We start from the raw sequence: 22,306 nt of genomic DNA, 5'->3' as shown, positions 1-22,306 counted from the left end.
TTCAACAGCTCCTGAATCCCGTCGCTCACATCTCGAACGACTCGTGATGGATGCGGCGGGCGGGCACACCCGCGCCGCGCAGTGCTTCGTACACGGACTGCGCGAAGCCGGCCGGCCCGCACATGAAGACGTCGTGTTTGTCGATGTCCGGCAGCTTCTGCCGCAGTCGGTCCGCCGAGATGTCCGGGCGTTCCCCGTCCGGGCTGTTGACCGCGTACATCAGCCGGGCCCCGCGCTCGTCCGCGATGGTCGAGAGCTCGTCCCACAGGGCCAGGTCCTGGGTGCTGTTGGCCCGGTACAGGAGGGTGATGTCACCGGCCGCGCCGGGCAGCGTCTCGAACAGCGCCCGCATCGGGGTGATCCCGACACCGCCCGCGACCAGCAGCACCTTGCCGCGGCTGCGGCGGGACGCGGTCAGCGCGCCGTACGGGCCCTCGGCCCACACCTTGGTGCCGGGAGTCAGCTCACGCAGCCGTTCGCTGTGGTCGCCGATCGCCTTCACCGTGATCCGCAGCATGCCGGGGCGGGGTGCCGCCGACAGTGAGTAGGGGTGCGAGCTGAACCGCATGCCCGGCGCCAGGAACCGCCACCGGAAGAACTGGCCCGCCTCCGCGCCCATCCGGTGCAGCTTCCGCCCGCCGATCAGCACCGACACGATGCCCGGCGTCTCCTCGATGACCGCCTCGACGTACATGCGGTGACGCAGGTTCAGCCGGATCGGGGTGAGGATGCGGTACCAGAGAACCAGGGCCGTCACCGAGCCGTACAGCGCGTACCAGACGGTCTTCGCGACGGGCTCGACGGCGAAGTCGTTGCCGGTGGTCAGCTGGTGCCAGAAGGTCAGGAACACCGCCGCGTACGTCAGCAGGTGTACGTGGTACCAGGTGTCGTACGGGATCAGGCGGCGGATCGGGCCGATCGAGATCAGCCCGATGAAGAACAGCAGGCCGACGCCGATGGCCGCCTTGCCCATGTCGGGAAGCTGGTTGATGGAGTCGATGGTCTGCTGGACTATGTCACCGAGGCCCTTGCCGGCCTGGAGGGCGTAGCCCCACATGATGAGGAAGACATGGGCGAGGGTCAGACACAGCGTGTACCGGCCGCTCATCGCGTGCCAGCGCGCCACCCGGTCGGAGCCCACCCGGCGCTCCAGCGCGGGCACCCGGGCCATCTGCAGCACCACGAGCGCCATCAGGTACCCGGCGAGCAGACCGGTGATCCGGCCCGCGTTGAGGATCTTGCCGTTGTTGTCGCTGATCGACGGGGTGTTGGCCCACCACAGCCACAGCACACCGGCCGCGCCCGCCCACACGGCGAGCAGCAGCAGGGTCGCCGGTGAGCGGCGCGGGCGGATGCGGCGCATCGTCTGGCGGCGGGCGGCGCGGCCGCCTGCGAGCGTCGTGGTCACGATTCCTCCGGGGACGGGGCAAGGGGGGTGGTGTGGTGGTCCCTTGGCCCACAGATACGTGCCGCGGCGCCCGTGTGTTCAGCGGCCTGCACAGTCCCGTGGGTATGGAAGTGACTGGCGGTAACACGTACTCGTGTTCCTGTCCGGCTCAGTATCGGGTGATCGCGGTACGCCCGTCACGCGTTCCGATCGCCATGTGCGGCCGCTTCCCGGGCTCGGCCCACCGGAGGATCCGCCGCATCGCGTCCGCGGGCACCGACACGCAACCGGCCGTGGCCCCGCGCCCGTCGACATGCAGGAAGATCCCGGCCCCACGCCCGCGCACCGGCTCGGCGTAGTTGAACCCGATGACGAACGCGTACGCGTACTGCCGTGGGTAGGAGGTCAACCGCTCCGACTCGGCCGCCCGGCAATCCGCCGGACGCGGCTCGACCCAGCGGTTGTAGCGAGGGGAGTCGTTGTCCTGACACCACCAGGAGTTCTGCTTCACGGCCCGGTACCTGTACGTCGTCCCGCCCGGTGCCCCCTTGATCCCGAAGGCGTACGGCAGGTCGTACAGCCCCGTGGGCGTGGTGTTCGTGCCCTGTCTGCGCGCGTCCCCCTCGACCAGCCCTCTCGCGCCGAAGCGGGCCACCGCCGAACCGGCCTTCAGCCACTGCCCGTTCCGCCTGCTCCACCATGTCACCGTGCCCGATGTCGAGCCGGCCTTGGGAGCGACCGCGGTGATCAGCTGGCTGCCGCCACCGGTGTCCGCCATGCGCGCGGGCAGCGGCGGTGTCGGACCGCCGCCGGGCGCGGCACCGACAGCGAACAGGGACGCGGACACCAGGGACAGGGCGGCGACGGCAGCGGAACGCATGGTCGTCAACCTACGGCGAGGCCGCGGCGGCGGCAGCCGGACTGACCCGTTCGGACCTGCCCCGATCTGCCGCCGCCGCTGTCCGTACCGTCCGCTCAGTCACCCAACGGGTTGAGCAGGTCCGCCCGACCCTCGAAGGCGTACAGCAGCAGGTCGGTCATCTCGAAGACGTCCTCGGCGTTCCGGTCCGCGACCGGGCTGAGGAAGGGCCGCCAGAACGGGTCGCGCACGATGGAGTACCGGCTGCCCTCCATGGCGCGGTGGAACACCTCGGCGACGATGCGCCCGCCGACGCCCGTCAGCCGCCCGCTGCCGTTCGCCTCGGCCTCGCGCAGGATGTAGAACCACAGCGGGCAGTTCGCGGCGAGCTGCTTGCGGAGTCCCTCGCTGAGCTGGGCTCCGCCGCCGTTCTCGAAGTCGGACGGCAGCAGGGGCTTCACCCCGAGGTACTTGGCCATCTGCTGACCGGTCGCCAGGCTCATCATGTTCGCCCGGGTGAGGTTGCGGAAGGCCAGGTTCAGCTCGATCGGGTCGGGAGCCGGCGCTCCGCGTCCGCCGAACGAGCCGAGCGGCAGATCGGCCAGCGGATTGACCAGCTGGGTGTCGATCCGCTTGGCGAGGTTGAACTTCTCCGCGGGGACCCCCAGGTCGTCGCGGCCCGCCTCGCGGAAGTCGAACAGGCGCCGGAAGTCGGCGATCCAGTTGGTGGGAAGCCGCTCGAAGGTGCCCGCCTCGGGGTCGCCGGCGTCGGCGGGCGGCGGCGAGAGGATGCCGCTGGTGCCGGTGAACCGGAAGAGCAGCGGCAGGGTGCCCGCGCCGTTGTCGAAGATCCGGTTCCAGTTGTAGGCACCGCGCACCATGCTGTGGCCCAGCCGGTAGGCGGCCACGGAGAACTCGACCGGCATGGTCGGGCGCTCGTGCTCGCCCGGAGCCGGCTCGAAGAACCTGCGGCCCTTGGTGAACACCTCGTCGACGACACCGGGGTCGACGATCCGGGGCAGGAAGTCGTGCCGCAGCATCCACTGGTAGTGCTTGACCACCGTCTCGCGTGCCGTCTCGAACAGCACCGCGCTCGACACGCCCTTGCCGACCAGATCGGCCACGACCCGGTTGTGGAACCGGATGAAGGCGCTGTGGATCTGGGCGACGACGAGGTTCTCGTCGTTGCGCCCGTCCGGGATGAGCGGGCGGCGCCGCTCGGAGATCCGCGAACCCTGGCCCACCCGGGGCAGGTCGAACCCGCCGAGGGGCAGGCCGACGAGGTGGTCGCCTCCGGGGTCGGGCAGCCCCTGGGTGGTGCCGGTGCGCAGCCGCAGACCGTCGTCCTCGTAGAAGCGGCCGTCGAAGCGGTGGTCCGGGCCGAGGCCGTAGAGGCTGTCCAGGTCGAGCGCCGGGGAACGGCCCTGCAGGAGCTCGCGGACGGTGACCTCGTCCTCCAGCCGCACCGCCGTGGCGTCCAGGGTCAGGTCGTGGTCCACGAACTGGCCGAGATAGGTGAAGCCGGCCGGTACCGCCGGGTTGTTGGAGTCGGGCTGCGACCCGGCCCTGGTCATCGCCTGGGCGAGTTCCTCGCGGGCGGGCCGGTCGAGGAGTTGGGCCGGCTTGGCCTGCGGGCCCAGGCGGGAGAACTGGAACTTGCGCAGGGCCGCGACGGTGGACGCCGTCGACGGCTGCGCCGGGCCCTCTTCCCCGGAGTCGGCGAGGATGCCCTCGCCGACCACGAAGTACGAGGTGCGGACATGGCGTTTGCTCTGAGGTTCGTGCGTCGGCCGGAACATGAATCCCCCATCTGTTCGTGCGGCCAGGCTAGGCACGCCCACACGGCGGAGGGGAGAATTCCGTCAATACCCACAAGGAGGTTGTGTGTGTATAGATCAAATAAAAGCTCCTAAAGGGGACGCAACGGCAGTGGCAGTCCGGGCAGTCCGTCCATGCTCGTGGCGATGTGTTCCTTCTTGGTGAAGTACTCACTGAGCGAGGCGTCGTCCTCACGGGCGAAGCGCTTGGCGTGCAGCTCGCGGTCGCCGTCGTACGACATGTAGGGCACCGCGAACCCGCAGGAGTCACGGATGAGTTCGGCCCGGACGACGATGACGGCACGCAGTCCGTGGGCGGTCGGGTCGATGTCCGGGAAGCGGGCCAGCAGGTCGGGGAAGCGCGGGTCGTCGCGGAAGACCGGCTCGCCGCGGCCGTGTACGCGCACGATGTTCGGCGGGCCCTGGAAGGCGCACCACATGAGGGTGATCCGGCCGTTCTCCCGCAGATGCGCGACCGTCTCCGCGGTGGAGCCGGCGAAGTCGAGGTAGGCCACGGTGAGTTCGTCGAGGATCACGAACGAGCCCTTGAGCCCCTTGGGGGAGAGGTTGACCGTGCCGTCGCCGGAGAGGGGTGCGGACGCGGTGAAGAAGAGGGGCTGCGCCTCGATGAACGTGCGAAGTCTGCCGTCTATGCGCTCATAAGTCTTTCCCATGTCTAACGATTATGCGTGAAAGTCTTTCGTCTGTCTAAGAATTGTGGCATCCATGCCACGAGGACGCCTCCGTGGTGACGCCCGCATGGGCGTGCCTCCTGGAGTCGTCCTCGTGAAGACGTGCTCGTACGTCCGCGCGCAGACGTCCGGGTGAAGACGTCCGCGGCCGCCCCGGCCGGTACTCGCACAGGGCGGCCGCGGCGCCTGTCACGTCACTACTGGTTGAGCGTGCAGGTGGCCAGGGCGTCCAGGCCCTGGGGCTTCTCGGCGGTGCGGCCGATCGCGGTGGCGATGCGGTTGACGGTGGAGACGCGCTTGTCCTCCAGCGGGCCGAGGATCGCGTTCTGGACGAAGTTCGGTCCGCCCTGGCCGACCGTGTCCACGAGGCGCTTGTTGGCCTCCTGGATCTGCGTGTCGAGGAGGGTCAGGTTGCGGTCCACCTCGGCCTGCGCGGAGGCCGGGATCTCGGGCAGCTGCGACGCGACGTCGGGGCAGCTGATGGTCCCCGCCGCGCCGGCCTCGCCGCCCGCTTCGGCTCCAGCGCCCGCCTCGGCGCCGGCTTCCGCACCGGCTCCCGCACCGGCTTCCGCACCCGCGCCGGCCTCGGCGCCGGCTTCCGCGCCGGCACCGGCCTCGGCACCCGCTTCCGCACCCGCTTCCGCGCCGGCACCGGCCTCGGCACCCGCTTCCGCACCCGCTTCCGCCTCGGCGGCGCCCCCGCCGTTCAGCGCGCAGGGCGCGAGCGCGTCGAGGCCCTGGGGCTTCTCGGCGGTGCGGCCGATCGCGGTGGCGATGCGGTTGACGGTGGAGACGCGCTTGTCCTCCAGCGGGCCGAGGATCGCGTTCTGGACGAAGTTGGCTCCGCCCTGGCCGACCGTGTCCACGAGCCGCTTGTTGGCCTCGTCGAGCTGGGTCTGCAGCAGGGTCAGGTTGCGGTCCACCTCGGCCTGCGCGGAGGCCGGGATCTCGGGCAGCTGGGAGGCGACGTCCGGGCAGGTGATGGAGCCCGGGTCGGCCAGCGTCTTGGCGTTCGTGCTGCCGCTCTTCGACGAGCCGGGCGTCTCCCCGGCGAGGGCGGAGCCGGCGATCACGGCGCCGGACAGCACCACCGCGGCCGCGCCGCCGATCAACGCGACGCGACGCTTGTTGTACTTCGGAAGAGCCCTGGACATGCGGATGCCTCACTCGGGTCGGGGGGTCTCGTCGTTGACAAAACGCGGCGCCTGCGTTCGGCGAGAGATACGGGTAAGCGGTTTCTCGTGTTCAAAGGTCCGGCACATTTCCTGCACTCGCCCGTCCGGATTGACGAATCATGCAGAGTTCTGCATACTCATGCATGTCAGCGAATGCAGTGTGGAGGAGAAACCCGTGGCCGAGCGCGTCGTACTCGCCTACTCAGGCGGACTGGACACCTCCGTCGCCATCGGCTGGATCGCCGAGGAGACGGGTGCCGAGGTGATCGCCGTCGCGGTCGACGTCGGCCAGGGCGGCGAGGACCTGGACGTCATCCGCAAGCGCGCCCTCGCCTGCGGAGCCGTCGAGGCCGAGGTCGCGGACGCCCGGGACGAGTTCGCCGAGGAGTACTGCCTGCCGGCGATCAAGGCCAACGCCCTCTACATGGACCGCTACCCGCTGGTCTCCGCGCTCTCCCGGCCGACCATCGTGAAGCACCTGGTGGCCGCCGCCCAGAAGCACGGCGCCACCACGGTCGCCCACGGCTGCACCGGCAAGGGCAACGACCAGGTCCGCTTCGAGGCCGGCATCGTCGCTCTCGCCCCCGACCTCAAGTGCATCGCCCCGGTCCGCGACTACGCGATGACCCGTGACAAGGCCATCGCGTTCTGCGAGGAGAAGCAGCTCCCGATCGCGACCTCCAAGAAGTCCCCGTACTCCATCGACCAGAACGTCTTCGGACGCGCGGTCGAGACGGGCTTCCTGGAGGACATCTGGAACGCCCCGATCGAGGACATCTACGAGTACACCTCGAACCCGGCCGCCCCGCGCGAGGCCGACGAGGTGGTCATCACCTTCAAGGAGGGCGTCCCGGTCGCTCTCGACGGCACACCGGTCACCGTGCTCCAGGCCATCCAGCAGCTCAACGAGCGCGCCGGCGCCCAGGGCGTAGGCCGGATCGACATGGTCGAGGACCGCCTGGTGGGCATCAAGTCCCGCGAGGTGTACGAGGCCCCGGGCGCGATCGCGCTGATCACCGCCCACCAGGAGCTGGAGAACGTCACCGTCGAGCGCGAACTCGCCCGCTACAAGCGGCAGGTCGAGCAGCGCTGGGGCGAACTGGTCTACGACGGCCAGTGGTTCTCCCCGCTCAAGCGCGCCTTGGACGGCTTCATCGACGAGGCCAACCAGTACGTCTCCGGCGACATCCGGATGACTCTGCACGGCGGCCGCGCGGTCGTCACCGGCCGGCGCTCCCAGTCGTCGCTGTACGACTTCAACCTCGCCACCTACGACACCGGCGACACCTTCGACCAGGCCGCGGCCAAGGGCTTCATCGACATCTACAGCCTCTCGTCGAAGATCGCGGCGCAGCGGGATCTCGCGTAACCGGTCAGGATCTCGCGCAACCAGTAGCGTGATGACCGCCTCCCTGTCTGTCCGCAGGGAGGCGGTCGCACATCCACCATCTTCGAGGAGCAACGCAAGTGAGCAGCAACAGCGGTGACGTACGGCTCTGGGGCGGCCGTTTCGCCGACGGTCCCGCCGAGGCCCTGGCGAAGCTGTCCGCGTCCGTCCACTTCGACTGGCGGCTCGCGCCCTACGACATCGCCGGTTCGCGCGCCCACGCGCGCGTGCTGCACAAGGCGGGCCTGCTCACCGAGGACGAGCTGACCCGGATGCTCGCCGGGCTCGACCAGCTCGAAGCGGACGTCGCCGCCGGCGACTTCGTCGGCACGATCGCCGACGAGGACGTCCACACCGCCCTGGAGCGCGGCCTCCTGGAACGCCTCGGCCCCGACCTCGGAGGCAAGCTGCGCGCGGGACGGTCGAGGAACGACCAGGTCGCGACCCTCTTCCGGATGTACCTGCGCGACCACGCCCGGATCATCGGCGGTCTGATCGCCGACCTCCAGGACGCGCTGATCGGCCTGGCCCAGGCCCACCCGGACGTGGCGATGCCCGGCCGCACCCACCTCCAGCACGCCCAGCCGGTCCTCTTCGCCCACCACGTCCTCGCGCACGTCCAGCCCCTGGCCCGGGACGCCGAACGCCTGCGCCAGTGGGACGAGCGGACGGCCGTGTCGCCGTACGGCTCCGGCGCCCTCGCGGGTTCCTCCCTCGGCCTGGACCCGGAGGCGGTCGCCGAGGACCTCGGCTTCGAGCACGGCAGCGTCGGCAACTCCATCGACGGCACGGCGTCCCGCGACTTCGTGGCGGAGTTCGCCTTCATCACCGCGATGATCGGGGTGAACCTCTCCCGCATCTCGGAGGAGATCATCCTGTGGAACACGAAGGAGTTCTCCTTCGTGACCCTCCACGACGCGTTCTCCACGGGCTCGTCGATCATGCCGCAGAAGAAGAACCCCGACATCGCCGAACTGGCGCGCGGCAAGTCGGGCCGTCTGATCGGCAACCTGACCGGCCTGATGGCGACCCTCAAGGCCCTCCCGCTCGCGTACAACCGCGACCTCCAGGAGGACAAGGAGCCGGTCTTCGACTCCTGCGACCAGTTGGAGGTGCTGCTCCCCGCCTTCACCGGCATGGTCGCCACCCTCACCGTCCACCGTGAGCGCATGGAGGAGCTGGCCCCGGCCGGCTTCTCGCTCGCCACCGACATCGCCGAGTGGCTGGTCAAGCAGGGAGTGCCGTTCCGGGTCGCGCACGAGGTCGCGGGCGAGTGCGTCAAGGTCGCGGAGGCCGAGGGCAAGGAGCTGGACGAGCTGACCGACGAGCAGTTCGCGAAGATCTCCGCCCATCTGAGGCCCGAGGTGCGGTCCGTCCTCAACGTCGCCGGTGCCCTCGCCTCCCGCGACGGCCGCGGCGGTACGGCGCCCAGCGCGGTCGCCGTCCAGCTCGCGGAGGTCCAGGCCGACGTGGCGGCCCAGCACGCGTGGGCAAACGCCAAGAAGTAGCAGGTCGGGTGAGGCCGGGGCATCGCGGGTACGTTGGTCGCAAGCCGCAAGGACCGACCGAACGGAGCTCGCGATGCCCTTCGCCCGACTGGCCTCAGCAACGACCCCCACCTGCCACATCGGCCTGGGTCTAGCCGCCGTCGGCCGCCCCGGTTACATCAACCTCGGCCGGGACCAGGACCTGCCGCCCGTCCGCAGCGTCGACGCCCTGCGCGCCCGCACCCACGAACTTCTCGACGCCGCATACGCCCAGGGCGTGCGCTACTTCGACGTGGCCCGCTCCTACGGCCGTTCGGAGGAGTTCCTCGCGGACTGGCTGAACGCCCGGCCCAGCTTCACCGACATCGTGGTCGGCAGCAAGTGGGGCTACACCTACACGGCGGGCTGGAGCGCCGAGGCCGAGGAGCACGAGGTCAAGGACCACGGTGTCCAGACGTACGAACGGCAGCGCGCCGAGACCGACGCCCTGCTCGGTGACCGGCTCGACCTCTACCAGATCCACTCGGTGACCCCCGACAGTCCGGCCCTCACCGACAAGGAACTCCACGCGAAGCTGGCGGAGGCGGCCGCCCGGGGCGTGAGCGTCGGCTTCTCCACCAGCGGCCCCGCACAGGCCGACGCCATCCGCGCCGCGCTCGCGGTGACGGTCGACGGCGAGCCCCTCTTCCGTACCGTCCAGTCCACCTACAACGCCCTGGAGACCTCGGCCGGACCGGCCCTCGCCGAGGCGCACGACGCCGGTCTCACGGTGATCGTCAAGGAGGCCATGGCCAACGGGCGGCTGGCCGAACCCCATGCGCCGGACGCCCTGAAGGCGGTGGGCGCGGCGACCTCCCTCGGCTGTGACGCGGTCGCCCTCGCACTCGTCCTGCGTCAGCCCTGGGCCGGTGTGGTGCTCTCCGGCGCCGCCACGACCAACCAGCTCGCGTCCAACCTGCACGGGGCGGTGGTCGACCTGGAGGAGGAGCAGCTCGCGCGTCTGGCGACGCTGGCGGAGGACCCGCGCGCCTACTGGGACAAGCGCGCGCAGCTGCCCTGGCACTGAGGACACTGAGGGACCCTCGTCGACCTGCGGCGATGAGTCACGTATGCCTATGGTGAGACAAGTGTGTCTCATGTGGTCTACCCTCGTCTCATGGCTGTCGATCGTGACCATGTGCTGCGCAGTGCCGCGGCCCTGCTGACCCGTAAATCCACCGCGACCATGGACGAGGTCGCCAAGGCGGCCGGGATCAGCCGGGCCACACTGCACCGCCAGTTCGCCGGCCGCGACGCGCTCGTCCGGGCGTTGGAGGCGCTCGGCATCGCGGAGTGCGAGGCGGCGGCGGTCGCGGCCCGGCTCGACGACGGCTCGGCCCAGGAGGCCCTGCGCAGATTCGTGCGGGAACTCGAACCCGCCGCCGGCCTGCTCGCCTTCCTCTACAGCGAGAACCAACTGTTCGAGGGCGAGGAACAGAACGAGGGCTGGTCCCGCCTGGACGCCCGGATCGCCGCGCTGTTCCGGCGCGGCCAGTCGACCGGCGAGTTCCGCATCGACCTGACCCCCGGCTGGCTCACCGAGGCGCTCTACGGCCTGATGGCCGCCGGTGCCTGGGCGGTGGCGGACGGCAGGGTCGCTCCCAACGACTTCACCCACATGATCACCGAGCTGCTGCTCGGCGGCGCACTACGACGAGACGAACCCCAAAGAGAGGAATCATGACCAGCACCCTGCAGCAGGCGAACCCGACCGAGGCGGTGAAGCGTCCCGGCCGCTGGCTCGCGCTGTCCGTCCTCGTGCTCGCCGTGCTGCTGGTGGCCGTCGACGCGACCGTTCTCGGTCTCGCGACCCCCTACATCAGCGAGGATCTGAATCCCACCGGCACCCAGCTCCTGTGGATCGGTGACGTCTACTCCTTCGTCATCGCCGGTCTGCTCGTCTCCATGGGTAGCCTCGGCGACCGCATCGGCCGCAAGCGGATCCTGCTCGTCGGCGCCACCGCGTTCGGGGCGATATCCGTCCTCAACGCCTACGCCACGACACCCGAGCTGATGATCGTCGCCCGGGCCCTGCTGGGCGTCGCAGGCGCGACCCTGATGCCCGCCACCCTGGCTCTGATCCGCAACCTCTTCCACGACCGGCGCGAACGCAGCCTGGCCGTCGGGATCTGGGGCGCGACCGCGTCCGCGGGAACGGCCATCGGGCCGATCGCCGGCGGCTTCCTGCTCGAGCACTTCTGGTGGGGATCGGTCTTCCTGGTCAACCTGCCCGTGATGGTGGTCCTGGTCCTCGTCGGCAGCAAGCTGCTGCCCGAGTCGCGGAATCCGCGTCCCGGTCCGTGGGACATGCGCAGCGTCGTCCTCTCGCTGGTCGGCATGATCGGCCTGGTGTACGCGGTCAAGGAGGCCGCGACCCACGGCATCACCTGGGAGACGCTCGCCTCGGCCCTGCTGGGCGCGGGCGCGCTCTACGGCTTCGTACACCGTCAGCTCACCCTGCCGACCCCGCTGCTGGACATGCGGCTGTTCCGCGACCGTGGCTTCAGCGGCGCGGTGCTGGCCGACCTGCTGACCGTCCTCGGACTGTCGGGGCTGGTGTTCTTCCTCTCCCAGTACCTGCAACTCGTGCAGGGCAGGGGACCGTTGGAGGCAGGCTTGGCCGAACTGCCCGCCGCCGTCGGCGCGGTGGTGGCGGGCCTGATCGCCGGCTCCGTGGCCCGGCGCTTCTCGGTGCGGTCCGTCGTCGCCGGCGGACTCGCGGCCGTCGGTCTAGCCCTGGCCTCGCTCACCGTCATCGACCAGTCCACGGGCTATCCGCTGCTCGGGGCCGCGCTGCTCATCGTCGGCGTCGGCGCGGGCTTCTCCTTCACCGTGACCGCCGACGTGATCCTCGGGTCCGTACCCAAGGAACAGGCGGGCTCCGCGTCCGCGGTCTCGGAGACGGCCTACGAACTCGGCGCCGCCCTCGGCATCGCCGTACTCGGCTCGATCGTCACGGGCGTCTACCGTGACTTCACGGGCCCGGTGGGCACACCGGCCGAGGCCCACGAGTCGCTCGGCGGAGCGGTGGAGGCGGCGGCGGGCCTGCCGGCGCAGACATCAAAGACGCTCCTGAACGCGGCCCGTACGTCCTTCGTGGACGGCCTCGCCCTGGCATCGGGAGTCGGCGCGGCGGTACTCCTCGCGGCGGCGGTAGCGGCATGGTTCCTGCTCCGAGGACAACGGCTGGACAGCACGCCCTAGGGGTGCGGGGCTGTGTCGATGTGCGGCTCCGCCCGTGGGCGCGACCAGCCACAGCGGACCCGCACCCACAACGCAGCCGCAGCTCCCCGCGCCGCCCCCGCCCAACCCGGCGGAGCGCTACGCGGCCTTCGCCTTGGTGGCGTACATGTCCACGTACTCCTGGCCGGACAGCCGCATGACCTCGGTCATCACGGAGTCGGTCACGGCCCGCAGGACGTAGCGGTCGCGGTCCATGCCCTCGTAGCGGGAGAACTCCATCGCCTCGCCGAAGCGGACCGTGACCCGGCCGGGGCGCGGGAAGCCGGCGCCGCCGGGCTGGATCTTGTCCGTGCCGATGATGGCGAACGGCACGACGGGCGCGCCCGTCATCATGGCCAGTCGGGCGATGCCCGTACGGCCCCGGTAGAGCCGGCCGTCGGGGGAGCGGGTGCCCTCCGGGTAGATGCTGAAGACCTTGCCCTCCTCCAGCACCCGGCGGCCGGTCATCAGCGCCGCGACACCGCCGCGGCCGCCGTCCCGGTCGACCGGGATCATGCCGCAGCCCGTGAAGAACCAGGCCATCAGGCGGCCCTTGAGGCCCTTGCCGGTGACGTACTCGTCCTTGCCGATGAAGAAGACCTGCCGGTCGCAGAAGAGCGGCATGATCATCGAGTCGATGAACGTCAGATGGTTGCCGGCCAGGATCACCGGACCCTCGCCCGGGATGTGCTCCGCGCCCTCCACCTGTGGGCGGAACATCAGGCGCATGATCGGTCCGAGCACTGCCTTGATGAACGCGAAGCGGGACAACGGGCCCTCCGGTGTCAAGAGATGGCGAGCGAATCTGTATGAGTCCGTGCAGGTGAGGACATTACTCGCGGTCCGGGGGCTCGCGCACATCGGGCACGGGGCGTTCACCGAGGTCTTACGTACTGTTGACGCTGGTTTACCTGCGGCGGCACGCCGTTGCCCGGCGGAAACCCGGCCGGAACGATGTGACAGAGGTCGCGTACCCGTCAGCGTGGCCATGAAGCCGACGATTCATCAGACATCTGTTCCCATACGACATCCGGTGTCACCCGCGTGTTCCGCCGCGGGTCTCCCGCCCGCCATGTGCGCGCACCTACGATCGGCGCGCATCCACGAGCCGACGGCAGAAAGGGCGCTCATGGCAACGCAGGAGTCGCAGCACGAGTCGACCGAGCAGGCGCGCACGGGACGCCGGGCGCTGCTCGGTGCCGCGGTGCTCGGCGCGGGCGGAGCGGTCCTCGGACTGTCCGGCACCGCGAGAGCGGCGGGCGCGGGACACGGCGGCGGGGTGCGGAGCCTGCCGGTCCCCACGATCATCGGCCACCGCGGCGCGAGCGGCTATCGCCCCGAACACACCTTCGGCTCCTACCAGCTGGCTCTCGATCTGGGCGCCGACATCGTCGAGGCCGGCGACCTGGTGCCGACCAAGGACGGTCACCTCGTCTGCCGCCACGAGCCGGAGATCGGCGGCACCACGGACGTCGCGCACCACCCCGAGTTCGCGGGCCGCAAGACCACCAAGGTCCTCGACGGCGTCTCCACCACCGGCTGGTTCACCGAGGACTTCACCCTCGCCGAGCTGAAGACGCTCCGCGCGATCGAGCGCATCCCGGCCAACCGCCCGCACAACACCCTCTACGACGGCCGCTGGGAGATCCCCACCTTCGAGGAGGTCCTGAAGTGGCAGGACGAGCAGACCCGTAAGCGCGGCAGGCAGGTCTGGATCTACCCCGAGACCAAGCACCCCACGTACTTCCGCAAGCTGGGCCTGGGCCTGGAGGAGCGGGTCGCCAAGCTGCTGCGCAAATACGGCAAGGACAAGCGGAACTCGCCGGTCATCCTGCAGTCCTTCGAACCGACCAGCATCCAGCGCCTGAACAAGCTCGTCGACAACCCGCTGGCGGTGCTTCTCTCCTCGGCCGACAGCCGCCCCTGGGACTTCGTCGAGACCGGTGACCCGCGCACGGTCGCCGACCTCGTCACCCGCAAGGGCCTGAGGGAGATCGCCGGCTACGCCCAGGGCATCGGCCCGACCCTGGACCTGGTCATCCCGAAGGACGCCGGCGGCCGGCTCACCACGCCGACCACCCTGGTGAAGGACGCCCACGCGGTCGGCCTGGTGCTGCACCCGTACACCATGCGCAACGAGAACCCCTTCCTGCCCGCGGACTTCCGCAAGGGCACGGACGCGGACGCGTACGGCGACGCCTTCGGCGCCTTCCAGGTCTACTTCGCCACAGGCATCGACGGAGTCTTCACCGACAACCCGGACACCGGTCTGCTGGCCCGCGCGGACTTCGTCAACGACTGAGCCGACGGCCCTGTTTGGGGTGACATCCGGCCGTCCGGGCAACCCGCCGCCCGGACGGCCGCGTTGCTCCGCGTATGACGCACGACCTGCTCACCGCCCTGCGCCCGCTGCTCACCGCCGAAGCCTCGGCGGAGGCGCATGCCACCGGAACGGAGCCCGGCGACCTGGAGCAGGCGGTCTGGCTCCGTCTCCTGGAACGCCTGCACGTCCAGGGACCACCCCTCGACCCGTACGACTGGCTCCGCCGCGCCGTCCGCTCCGAGTCCCGCCGCACCCGCCGTACGCACCGCCGGGAAGGGCCGTACGAGGCCGAACCGGCCGACGACGGCGAGGTCACCCCCGAACAGCTGGCGCTCGCCGCGGCCCGTCGCCGGGCCCTGCGCGACGCCGTACGCCGTCTGCCCGGCCGCTGCCCCCGTCTGATGGAGGCGCTCCTGTCGCCGAGGGACCTCACCTACCGCGAGATCGCGGGGGAGTTGGGTATCTCACAGGGCAGTCTCGGTCCGGAACGTTCCAGATGTCTGGGATGTCTGCGTCGTTTGCTCGCGCCGGAGGTTGCGGCCCACGGAGTGCGGGGATAGGAGTGAGGAACAACAGGCGATCAGGTGAGCGGGAGGCGTGCGCACATGGGCATGAGCGTGACCATCTCTGCGGCGACCGAGCAGGACGCGGAGCAGATCTTCAAGCTGCAGTACCTGTGCTTCCAGAGTGAGGCGGCGCTGTACGGCAACTACCGCATCGATCCGCTCGTCCAGACCCTGGACGAGCTCCGCGGAGAGGTCGTCACGGACTGCGTCTTCGTGGCGCGGCTGGGCGACGAGGTGGTCGGCTCGGTGCGCGGCCGGGTCATCGACGACGGTTCGGCCTCCATCGGCAGGCTCTGCGTCCATCCTCGCCTCCAGGGGCACGGCATCGGCGCTCGGCTGCTGCGCGCGGCCGAGTCGGCGCTGGCCGGGGAGCGCGGCGCCACCAGCTTCCGCCTCCACACGGGCCACCGCAGCGAGAGCAACCTCAGCCTGTACCGCCGGGGTGGCTACCAGACGGTGGGCATGGCCCAGGGCGCGGACGGCGTCGAGATGATTGTCCTCGAGAAGCCGGCGGGCGCCTACGCGGCGACGGCGTGACACCCTGCCCCGAGGGGCCCGGGAGCCACGCGTGACCCGTCACGGATGACCGGATGCCGCCCGACCACCGTCAGGCGGCATCTTCCTGTCGCGCCGCCTTCCGCAACCAGTACAGCGCGGAGATCGGCAGGATCACGGGAATGAAGAGGTACTCCATCCCGTAGTCGGACCACACGGTCTGGTCCGGAAAAGCGGACGGATCGACCAACGCCCAGGTGCCGACGGTCAGCACCCCCACCAACTCCGCGGCGCAGCACACCAAGGCCGCCCTGCGTGCCTGCTCCCCACCCCGCACCAGTGAGTACGTGATGAACCCGTACACCAACCCCGCGACGGCCGACAGCGAGTACGCGAGCGGCGCCCGGTCGAACTCCGTGGCGATCTGGTAGACCGAGCGCGACACCGCGCCGACGACCATCACGCCGTACAGCCACACGAGCAGCGTCCCCGGCCCACTGATCAGCCGGTTGCGCGCCGGCTTCTCCCGTGTGGCCGCCATCTCAGCCTCCCCAGATGTCATAGAGCCGCACCTCCAGCACCGCCAACACCACACCGCCGGCCGCCACGGTGACCGATCCCCAACGGGTCCGCTCGGCCAGCGACATGAACCCGGCGGCGGGGACGCACGCGAACGCGCCCAGCAGATACGCCACGAAGATCGTCGTGCCCTGGTCCGGCTTGTCGCCCCGTGCCAGCTGCACGATCCCGATCACCAACTGCACCAGGGCCAGCACCGACACCACGGCCATCCCGATGAAGTGCCAGTCCTTCGTCGGCTGATCACGGTAGGCGGCCCAGCCGCACCACGCGGCCAGCACAAGTGCGGCGACGCCGGTCACCAGCGTCAGGGCATCAAGCATGCCGCGACCCTATTACGGGCCAAAAGACCCGATGCCGCCGACCCCGGGATGCGCCGTAGGGTCGGGGGCATGAAGATCCGCGCACAAGCCCTCCTGTTCGACAACGACGGAACCCTCGTCTCCTCCCTCGCCTCCGTGGACCGCTGCTGGACGCGGTGGGCCATGGAGTACGGGATCACCGCCGAGGACTTCGCCCGCGTCGAACTGCACGGACGGCCGGCCGCGGAGATAGCCGCCGAGCTGCTGCCCGCCGAGGTGGTCCCGCAGGCCGTCGCGCGGATCGAGGAGCTGGAGGTGGAGGACGTACCGAACGACGGGGTCCGGTTGCTGCCCGGTACCCGGGACTTCCTCGACGCGCTGCCCGCCGACCGCTGGGCCGTCGTCACCTCGGCCACCCGCCGGCTGGCCGAGGCCCGCCTCGACGCCGTCGGCATCCTCCCCAAGACCCTGGTCGCCGCCGACGACATCACGCGCGGCAAGCCCGACCCCGAGCCCTACCTCCTCGCCGCCCGCCAACTGGGCGTCGACCCGGCCCGGTGCGTCGTCTTCGAGGACGCCCCGGCCGGACTCCAGGCGGGCCGCGCGGCCGGGATGACCACCGTGGCACTGGCCACAACCCACCAGGCCCAGGAGCTGACCGCCGACCTCGTGGTCAAGGACCTGTCCGCGCTGTCCGCCCTGGTCACCGCGGCGGGTGTCGAGATCTCCGTGCGGGACTGACGGCAGTCCACCGCCGTCCGTCATTCGGACAGCGGTTCTTGGTCGCGTGCATACGTCTGCTTTACTGATCGCATGACCACCACGAGCAGCCGCATCCCTGCGACCGAGGCGACCCTGACGCCCGGTGCTCGTTGTATGTGTCGAATGTGCGCCTCCTAGAGGGCCCTCGCGCCGCCCCCTGAGCCTCGCCCGAAGCGAGCCGCCGTGGCATGTCCGTACGCCGTTCGCCGTATGTGACCGAACTGCCCGCGCACCCTTCATCTCCCGTACAGGGCACACCCACGCCCGCGTACTCGACAGTGACGGAAACCCCAGTGATCACCACATCGGGCCTGACCAAGGTCTACCGCTCGCGCGGCCGCGAGGTCACCGCCCTCGACGGCGTCGATCTCCATGTCCGCGAAGGCGAGGTGTACGGCGTCATCGGACAGTCCGGCGCCGGCAAGTCCTCGCTCATCCGCTGCGTCAACCTGCTGGAGCGACCCACCGCCGGCACGGTGACGGTCGCTGGGCAGGACCTCACCGCCCTCGCGGGGCGCGGACCCCGTGCGGGCAGTGAACTGCGCCGGGCGCGCAGCCGTATCGGCATGGTCTTCCAGCACTTCAACCTGTTGTCCTCCCGGACCGTGCAGGACAACGTCGAGCTGCCGCTGGAGATCCTCGGCAAGTCGGGCAAGGAGCGCTCCCGCAAGGCGCTCGAACTCCTCGACCTCGTCGGACTCGCCGACAAGGCCAGGGCCTACCCGGCCCAGCTCTCCGGCGGCCAGAAGCAGCGTGTCGGCATCGCCCGCGCGCTGGCCGGCGACCCCAAGGTGCTGCTGTCCGACGAGGCGACCAGCGCCCTCGACCCGGAGACCACCCGCTCGATCCTCCAGCTGCTGCGCGACCTGAACCGGCAACTGGGCCTGACCGTCCTGCTCATCACCCACGAGATGGATGTCGTGAAGTCGATCTGCGACTCGGCCGCGCTCATGGAGAACGGCCGTCTTGTCGAGTCCGGCACGGTCAGCGAGCTGCTCGCGACTCCCGGTTCCGAACTGGCCTCGGCGCTGTTCCCGGTGAGCGGCGACGTCTCCGACACCGACCGCACCGTCGTCGACGTCACCTTCCAGGGTGAGGCCGCGACCCAGCCGGTCATCTCTCAGCTCTCGCGTACCTACAACATCGACATATCGATCCTCGGCGCGGCCATCGACACCGTCGGCGGCCTCCAGGTCGGCCGGATGCGCATCGAACTGCCCGGCGGCTACGAGGACAACGTCGTACCGATCGGGTTCCTGCGCGAAAAGGGGCTGCAGATCGACGTGGTGGGCGAAGCGGGCCGCGAGCCCCTGCTGGTGAAGGAAGGTGCCAAGTGACCTGGTCTGATTGGTCCGCGATGCGGCCCCTGCTGGAACAGGCGTGTTGGGACACGCTCTACATGGTCGGCTGGTCCACGCTGATCGCCGTCCTCGGCGGGCTTCCGCTCGGCATCCTGCTCGTCCTCACCGACCGCGGCGGACTGCTCCAGAACCTCGTCGCCAACAAGCTCATCGGGCAGGTCGTGAACATCGCCCGCTCGATGCCGTTCATCATCCTCATGGTCGCGCTGATGAGCTTCACACGCACGATCACCGGGACGACCATCGGCCGCGAGGCCGCCATCGTGCCCCTCGCGATCGGTGCCATCCCGTTCTTCGCCCGCCTCGTCGAGACGGCTGTCCGCGAAGTGGACGGCGGGCTCGTCGAGGCCGTGCAGTCGATGGGCGGCAACACCTGGACCGTCGTGCGCAGGGTGCTCGTCCCGGAGTCCCTGCCCTCCCTGATCTCCAGCACCACGACCACGATCGTCGCCCTCATCGGCTACTCCGCGATGGCGGGCACGGTCGGCGCGGGCGGTCTCGGTGACATCGCCATCCGCTACGGCTACCAGCGTTTCGAGTCCGAGCTGATGTGGATCACCGTGGCGATCCTCGCCGTCGTCATCTCCGTCATCCAGTTCGCCGGCGACTACGCGGCCCGCTCGCTGCACAGGCGGGGCGGTCAGTCGGGCACCGCCCCGAGGCTGCGCCTGCTGAAGGCGAAGGGGTCGGCGTCGGCTTCCGCCGGCATCGACAAGGTCGCGTAGAGCCCTTCTCGTCCTCCCGTTCACCCCAACACGGGATCGCTCCACCCAAAAGGAAAGGCACTTTTCGTGCGTAACACCGCAAAGTTCACCACCGCCGTCCTCGCCGCCGGAGCCCTCACCCTGGGTCTCACCGCCTGCGGCTCGGACACGGACTCCGCCGACACCAGCGGACCGCTGGTCGTCGCCGCGAGCCCGACCCCGCACGCCGAGATCCTGAACTACGTCAAGGACAACCTGGCGAAGAAGGCGGGACTCGACCTGGAAGTCAAGGAGTTCACCGACTACACGACGCAGAACCCCTCGACCGAGGACGGGTCGGTGGACGCCAACTACTTCCAGAACAAGCCGTACCTCGACGACTTCAACGAGAAGAACGGCACCAAGATCGTGCCCGTCGTCACGGTCCACCTGGAACCGCTGGGCCTCTACTCCCACAAGGCCAAGAGCGCCGAGGCCCTGAAGAGCGGCGCGACCGTCGCGGTCCCCAACGACACGGTCAACGAGGCGCGGGCGCTCAAGCTGCTCGCCAACCACGGGATCATCACGCTGAAGGCCGGGACGGGCAACGAGGCGACCCCCGCGGACATCGTCAAGAACCCGAAGAACCTCAAGTTCAAGGAGCTGGAGGCGGCTCAGACCCCGCGCTCCCTGGACGACGTGGACGCGGCCGTCATCAACGGCAACTACGCCATCGAGGCCGACCTCAAGCCCGCCGACGACGCCCTGGTCCTGGAGTCCGCGAAGAACAACCCGTACGGCAACTTCCTCGCCGTCAAGGACGGCAACCAGGACGACCCGCGGGTCAAGAAGCTCGCCAAGCTCCTGACCTCCCCCGAGGTCAAGAAGTTCATCGAGGACAAGTACGCCGGCTCCGTTCTCGCGTCCTTCTGACACCGGCCGGCACCGGCCGACGGCGCGTATACGGCGTATCACCACGCAGGGGGTCCGTCCCATGACTCGGGGTGGACCCCCCTCGTTCGGGTTCCCGCGCACATGCTGCATGCTGGGCAGTTCAGCAGGCTGAAGGTTTCCCGACGGTTACGGAGCGGCGCATGACGAGCACCTTCCCCAACATCTCCATCAGCACGGAGCGGTTGGTGCTGCGTCCCCTTGACGAGGACGACGTGCCCGCACTGGCCGCGATGATGAACGACGAACAGGTCGGAGCCTGGACCGACGTCCCCCAGCCGTACACCGAGGACCAGGCCCGCACCTGGATCACCGAGTACGCCCCCACGGAACGCACCGCCGGCCGTGGACTCGACCTCGCGGTCACCGAGTTCCTCACCCAGCGGCTGGTCGGCCTCGTCCAGCTCGCCAAGACGAACTGGCACATCCGGTCCACCGAACTGTCGTACGTCACCGCCCCCTGGGCCCGTGGTGAGGGGTACGCCTCCGAAGCAGCCCTCGCCACCGCCCAATGGCTGCTCGGCGACCAGAAGTTCGAGCGTATCGAGATGCACACGGCAGCCGACAACACCGCCTCCCAGCAGGTCGCCCAGAAGATCGGCAGTATCAGCGAAGGTGTCCTGCGCAACGCCTGCATAGCGCACGTCCGCGCCGAGGACGGTACCTGGAGCGACGTCCGCACCGACTTCATCGTGTGGAGCCTGCTTCCCGAGGACCTGGACGGAGCGGGCGAGCAGCTGGCCGACACGGGCGGTTTCACCTCGTTCTCCGACTGGAACTGACCCCGGGGTCCCGCGACCCGGCCACCTCCACCAGGTACCCTCACGGAGCCCGCTAACCGGGCTGCCTGACAACCTGCGCACCCCCTCTGGAGACTGAGAGACGATGGCCGACCGGGTCACGGTGATCGGCTGGGACGGTTCGCCGCTGACCGCCGCGGCACGCTCAGCCCTGGGCGCCGCCACCCTGGTGGCCGGAGCCGCCCACCACCTGGCGCTCCCCGAGGTGCCGCGCGGCGCCGAACGCATCCGCCTCGGCAGCGCCGCCCTCGCCGCCCGCCGCATCGCCGGCCACCGCGGCACCGCCGTCGTGCTGGCGGACGGCGACCCCGGCTTCTTCGGCGTCGTACGGACCCTGCGCGCACCCGAGTTCGGCCTGGAGGTCGAAGTCGTCCCCGCCGTCTCCTCGGTCGCCGCGGCCTTCGCCCGGGCCGGTATGCCCTGGGACGACGCACAGGTGGTCGTCGCACACCGGCGCACCCTGCGGCGCGCGGTGAACGTGTGCCGCGCCCACACCAAGGTCGCCGTCCTCACCTCGCCGGGCGCCGGCCCCGCCGAACTCGGCCTCCTCATGGAGGGCGTCCACCGCACCTTCGTCATCTGCGAGGAACTCGGCACCGAACGCGAACAGGTCACCGTCGTCACCTCCGACAAGGCCGCCGACCACACCTGGCGCGACCCCAACGTCGTCATCGTCATCGGCGGACCGGTCGGCCCCGTCGGTGCCGTCGGCCCCGCCGAGGGTGGCGGCTGGATCGCCGGACGCGACCCGGGCACCGGACCGCGTGGCTGGACGCTGCCCGCCGAGGCGTACGGCGGCGACCTCGGCGAGGGCGAGTCGGAACTGCTCCGCGCGGCCCAACTCGCACGGCTGGGACCGCGCGTCGGCGATCTGGTGTGGGACATCGGCTGCGGCAGTGGCGCCTTCGCCGCGGAGGCCGCCCGCGTCGGCGCCGCGGTCATCGCCGTCGACCGGGACCTCGCCGCCTGTGCCCGCACCGAGGCCGCCGCCCGCGGTTTCGGGGTCCAGCTGCAGATCGTGCGCGGCACCGCCCCGCACGTCCTGGAGGACCTTCCCGAACCGGACGTCGTCCGTGTCGGCGGCGGGGGAGCGGCCGTCGTCTCGGCCGTGGCCGACCGCCGCCCGCAGTGCATCGTCACCCACGCGGCGACCCGCGACGCGGCCGAACGCGTCGGCCGCGACCTGACCGAGCACGGCTACCAGGTGCAGTGCGCCCTCGTTCAGTCCGTCGAACTCGACACCCGGGCCTGGACGGAGACCGAGCGGAGCGTCGCGTTCCTGCTCAGCGGCCTGCTGCCGGACCGCACGGCCTGATTCCCGCTTGGTCCCGGAACCTGTCCCCGTGATCCTGTCGTCGTACCGCTCGCGGTAGGCTGGCCGATCGTTGTACCGCATTCGGACGCGCGGCGCTTCGTAGG

Annotated in this window: 22 protein-coding genes; 14 read left to right on the top strand and 8 right to left on the bottom strand. The window is 70.1% G+C overall.

The annotated features are described in order from the left end of the window. Window positions 1-25: 25 nt before the first annotated feature. The 5 genes from OHA64_RS09405 to OHA64_RS09385 all read right to left on the bottom strand — a co-directional run bounded on the left by OHA64_RS09405 (window position 26) and on the right by OHA64_RS09385 (window position 5,909). Window positions 26-1,408, bottom strand: a complete 1,383-nt coding sequence (locus OHA64_RS09405) for a ferric reductase-like transmembrane domain-containing protein (protein ID WP_405610727.1) — start codon at window positions 1,406-1,408, stop codon at window positions 26-28. A gap of 148 nt (window positions 1,409-1,556) precedes the next feature. Then, window positions 1,557-2,267, bottom strand: a complete 711-nt coding sequence (locus tag OHA64_RS09400) for a L,D-transpeptidase (protein ID WP_405610724.1) — start codon at window positions 2,265-2,267, stop codon at window positions 1,557-1,559. 95 nt (window positions 2,268-2,362) lie between these two features. Continuing rightward, window positions 2,363-4,045 carry a peroxidase family protein gene (locus tag OHA64_RS09395; RefSeq protein ID WP_405610721.1) on the bottom strand — a complete coding sequence of 561 codons (1,683 nt, stop codon included), beginning with the start codon at window positions 4,043-4,045 and terminating at the stop codon, window positions 2,363-2,365. A gap of 110 nt (window positions 4,046-4,155) precedes the next feature. Beyond that, window positions 4,156-4,737 (bottom strand): pyridoxamine 5'-phosphate oxidase family protein, encoded by a 582-nt coding sequence (locus tag OHA64_RS09390; protein ID WP_405610718.1) that lies wholly within the window; start codon window positions 4,735-4,737, stop codon window positions 4,156-4,158. A gap of 215 nt (window positions 4,738-4,952) precedes the next feature. Continuing rightward, the gene (locus OHA64_RS09385; protein WP_405610715.1) at window positions 4,953-5,909 is read right to left on the bottom strand and encodes a hypothetical protein; all 957 of its coding nucleotides are present in this window, start codon (window positions 5,907-5,909) and stop codon (window positions 4,953-4,955) included. A 196-nt stretch (window positions 5,910-6,105) separates the two neighbouring features. On the opposite strand from OHA64_RS09385, the gene OHA64_RS09380 reads away from it, so the two are divergent. The 5 genes from OHA64_RS09380 to OHA64_RS09360 all read left to right on the top strand — a co-directional run bounded on the left by OHA64_RS09380 (window position 6,106) and on the right by OHA64_RS09360 (window position 12,047). Continuing rightward, entirely contained in the window at window positions 6,106-7,299 is a 1,194-nt protein-coding gene (locus OHA64_RS09380; RefSeq protein WP_405610712.1) for an argininosuccinate synthase, read from the top strand. Window positions 7,300-7,397: 98 nt separating this feature from the next. Continuing rightward, window positions 7,398-8,825 carry an argininosuccinate lyase gene (gene argH, locus OHA64_RS09375; RefSeq protein ID WP_405610709.1) on the top strand — a complete coding sequence of 476 codons (1,428 nt, stop codon included), beginning with the start codon at window positions 7,398-7,400 and terminating at the stop codon, window positions 8,823-8,825. 73 nt (window positions 8,826-8,898) lie between these two features. Next, on the top strand, window positions 8,899-9,870 hold the full coding sequence (locus OHA64_RS09370; RefSeq protein WP_405610706.1) for an aldo/keto reductase: 972 nt from the start codon (window positions 8,899-8,901) through the stop codon (window positions 9,868-9,870). 90 nt (window positions 9,871-9,960) lie between these two features. After that, window positions 9,961-10,527 carry a TetR/AcrR family transcriptional regulator gene (locus OHA64_RS09365; protein WP_405610703.1) on the top strand — a complete coding sequence of 189 codons (567 nt, stop codon included), beginning with the start codon at window positions 9,961-9,963 and terminating at the stop codon, window positions 10,525-10,527. After that, window positions 10,524-12,047 (top strand): MFS transporter, encoded by a 1,524-nt coding sequence (locus OHA64_RS09360; RefSeq protein ID WP_405610700.1) that lies wholly within the window; start codon window positions 10,524-10,526, stop codon window positions 12,045-12,047. The genes OHA64_RS09365 and OHA64_RS09360 overlap by 4 nt, the downstream gene beginning before the upstream one ends. A 117-nt stretch (window positions 12,048-12,164) precedes the next feature. Here the strand turns inward: OHA64_RS09360 and OHA64_RS09355 are convergent, their stop codons facing one another. Continuing rightward, a complete protein-coding gene (locus OHA64_RS09355) occupies window positions 12,165-12,926 on the bottom strand; it encodes a lysophospholipid acyltransferase family protein (protein ID WP_405623916.1) in 762 nt (253 codons plus the stop codon). Window positions 12,927-13,194: 268 nt separating this feature from the next. Here OHA64_RS09355 and OHA64_RS09350 point away from each other — a divergent pair, with 268 nt between their 5' ends. The 3 genes from OHA64_RS09350 to OHA64_RS09340 all read left to right on the top strand — a co-directional run bounded on the left by OHA64_RS09350 (window position 13,195) and on the right by OHA64_RS09340 (window position 15,491). Then, window positions 13,195-14,367, top strand: a complete 1,173-nt coding sequence (locus tag OHA64_RS09350) for a glycerophosphodiester phosphodiesterase (protein WP_405610697.1) — start codon at window positions 13,195-13,197, stop codon at window positions 14,365-14,367. Window positions 14,368-14,441: 74 nt separating this feature from the next. Next, window positions 14,442-14,948, top strand: a complete 507-nt coding sequence (locus OHA64_RS09345; RefSeq protein ID WP_405610694.1) for a sigma-70 family RNA polymerase sigma factor — start codon at window positions 14,442-14,444, stop codon at window positions 14,946-14,948. 45 nt (window positions 14,949-14,993) lie between these two features. After that, a complete protein-coding gene (locus OHA64_RS09340; protein ID WP_405610691.1) occupies window positions 14,994-15,491 on the top strand; it encodes a GNAT family N-acetyltransferase in 498 nt (165 codons plus the stop codon). 70 nt (window positions 15,492-15,561) lie between these two features. Here the strand turns inward: OHA64_RS09340 and OHA64_RS09335 are convergent, their stop codons facing one another. After that, entirely contained in the window at window positions 15,562-15,990 is a 429-nt protein-coding gene (locus OHA64_RS09335) for a hypothetical protein (protein WP_405610688.1), read from the bottom strand. 1 nt (window position 15,991) lies between these two features. Further along, window positions 15,992-16,351 carry a hypothetical protein gene (locus OHA64_RS09330; RefSeq protein WP_405610685.1) on the bottom strand — a complete coding sequence of 120 codons (360 nt, stop codon included), beginning with the start codon at window positions 16,349-16,351 and terminating at the stop codon, window positions 15,992-15,994. A 69-nt stretch (window positions 16,352-16,420) separates the two neighbouring features. Here OHA64_RS09330 and OHA64_RS09325 point away from each other — a divergent pair, with 69 nt between their 5' ends. The 6 genes from OHA64_RS09325 (at window position 16,421) to cbiE (ending at window position 22,202) form a co-directional block, all read left to right on the top strand. Further along, complete coding sequence (locus OHA64_RS09325; RefSeq protein WP_405610682.1) at window positions 16,421-17,071, top strand: HAD family hydrolase; 651 nt, start codon at window positions 16,421-16,423, stop codon at window positions 17,069-17,071. Between the two features lie 314 nt (window positions 17,072-17,385). Continuing rightward, window positions 17,386-18,429 (top strand): methionine ABC transporter ATP-binding protein, encoded by a 1,044-nt coding sequence (locus OHA64_RS09320; protein ID WP_405610679.1) that lies wholly within the window; start codon window positions 17,386-17,388, stop codon window positions 18,427-18,429. 20 nt (window positions 18,430-18,449) lie between these two features. Beyond that, window positions 18,450-19,178, top strand: coding sequence for a methionine ABC transporter permease (locus tag OHA64_RS09315; protein WP_405623915.1), 729 nt, complete (start codon window positions 18,450-18,452; stop codon window positions 19,176-19,178). A 66-nt stretch (window positions 19,179-19,244) separates the two neighbouring features. Continuing rightward, window positions 19,245-20,069: a MetQ/NlpA family ABC transporter substrate-binding protein gene (locus OHA64_RS09310; protein ID WP_405610676.1), complete on the top strand. Its 825-nt coding sequence runs from the start codon at window positions 19,245-19,247 to the stop codon at window positions 20,067-20,069. 161 nt (window positions 20,070-20,230) lie between these two features. After that, entirely contained in the window at window positions 20,231-20,869 is a 639-nt protein-coding gene (locus OHA64_RS09305) for a GNAT family N-acetyltransferase (protein WP_405610673.1), read from the top strand. A 103-nt stretch (window positions 20,870-20,972) separates the two neighbouring features. After that, complete coding sequence (cbiE, locus tag OHA64_RS09300) at window positions 20,973-22,202, top strand: precorrin-6y C5,15-methyltransferase (decarboxylating) subunit CbiE (protein ID WP_405610670.1); 1,230 nt, start codon at window positions 20,973-20,975, stop codon at window positions 22,200-22,202. Window positions 22,203-22,306 lie beyond the last annotated feature (104 nt).

Origin of the sequence: Streptomyces sp. NBC_00076 (assembly GCF_045041235.1) — a bacterium.
In the GTDB taxonomy this organism is placed as follows: domain Bacteria; phylum Actinomycetota; class Actinomycetes; order Streptomycetales; family Streptomycetaceae; genus Streptomyces.
This window is presented reverse-complemented; position numbering and strand designations above follow the sequence as displayed.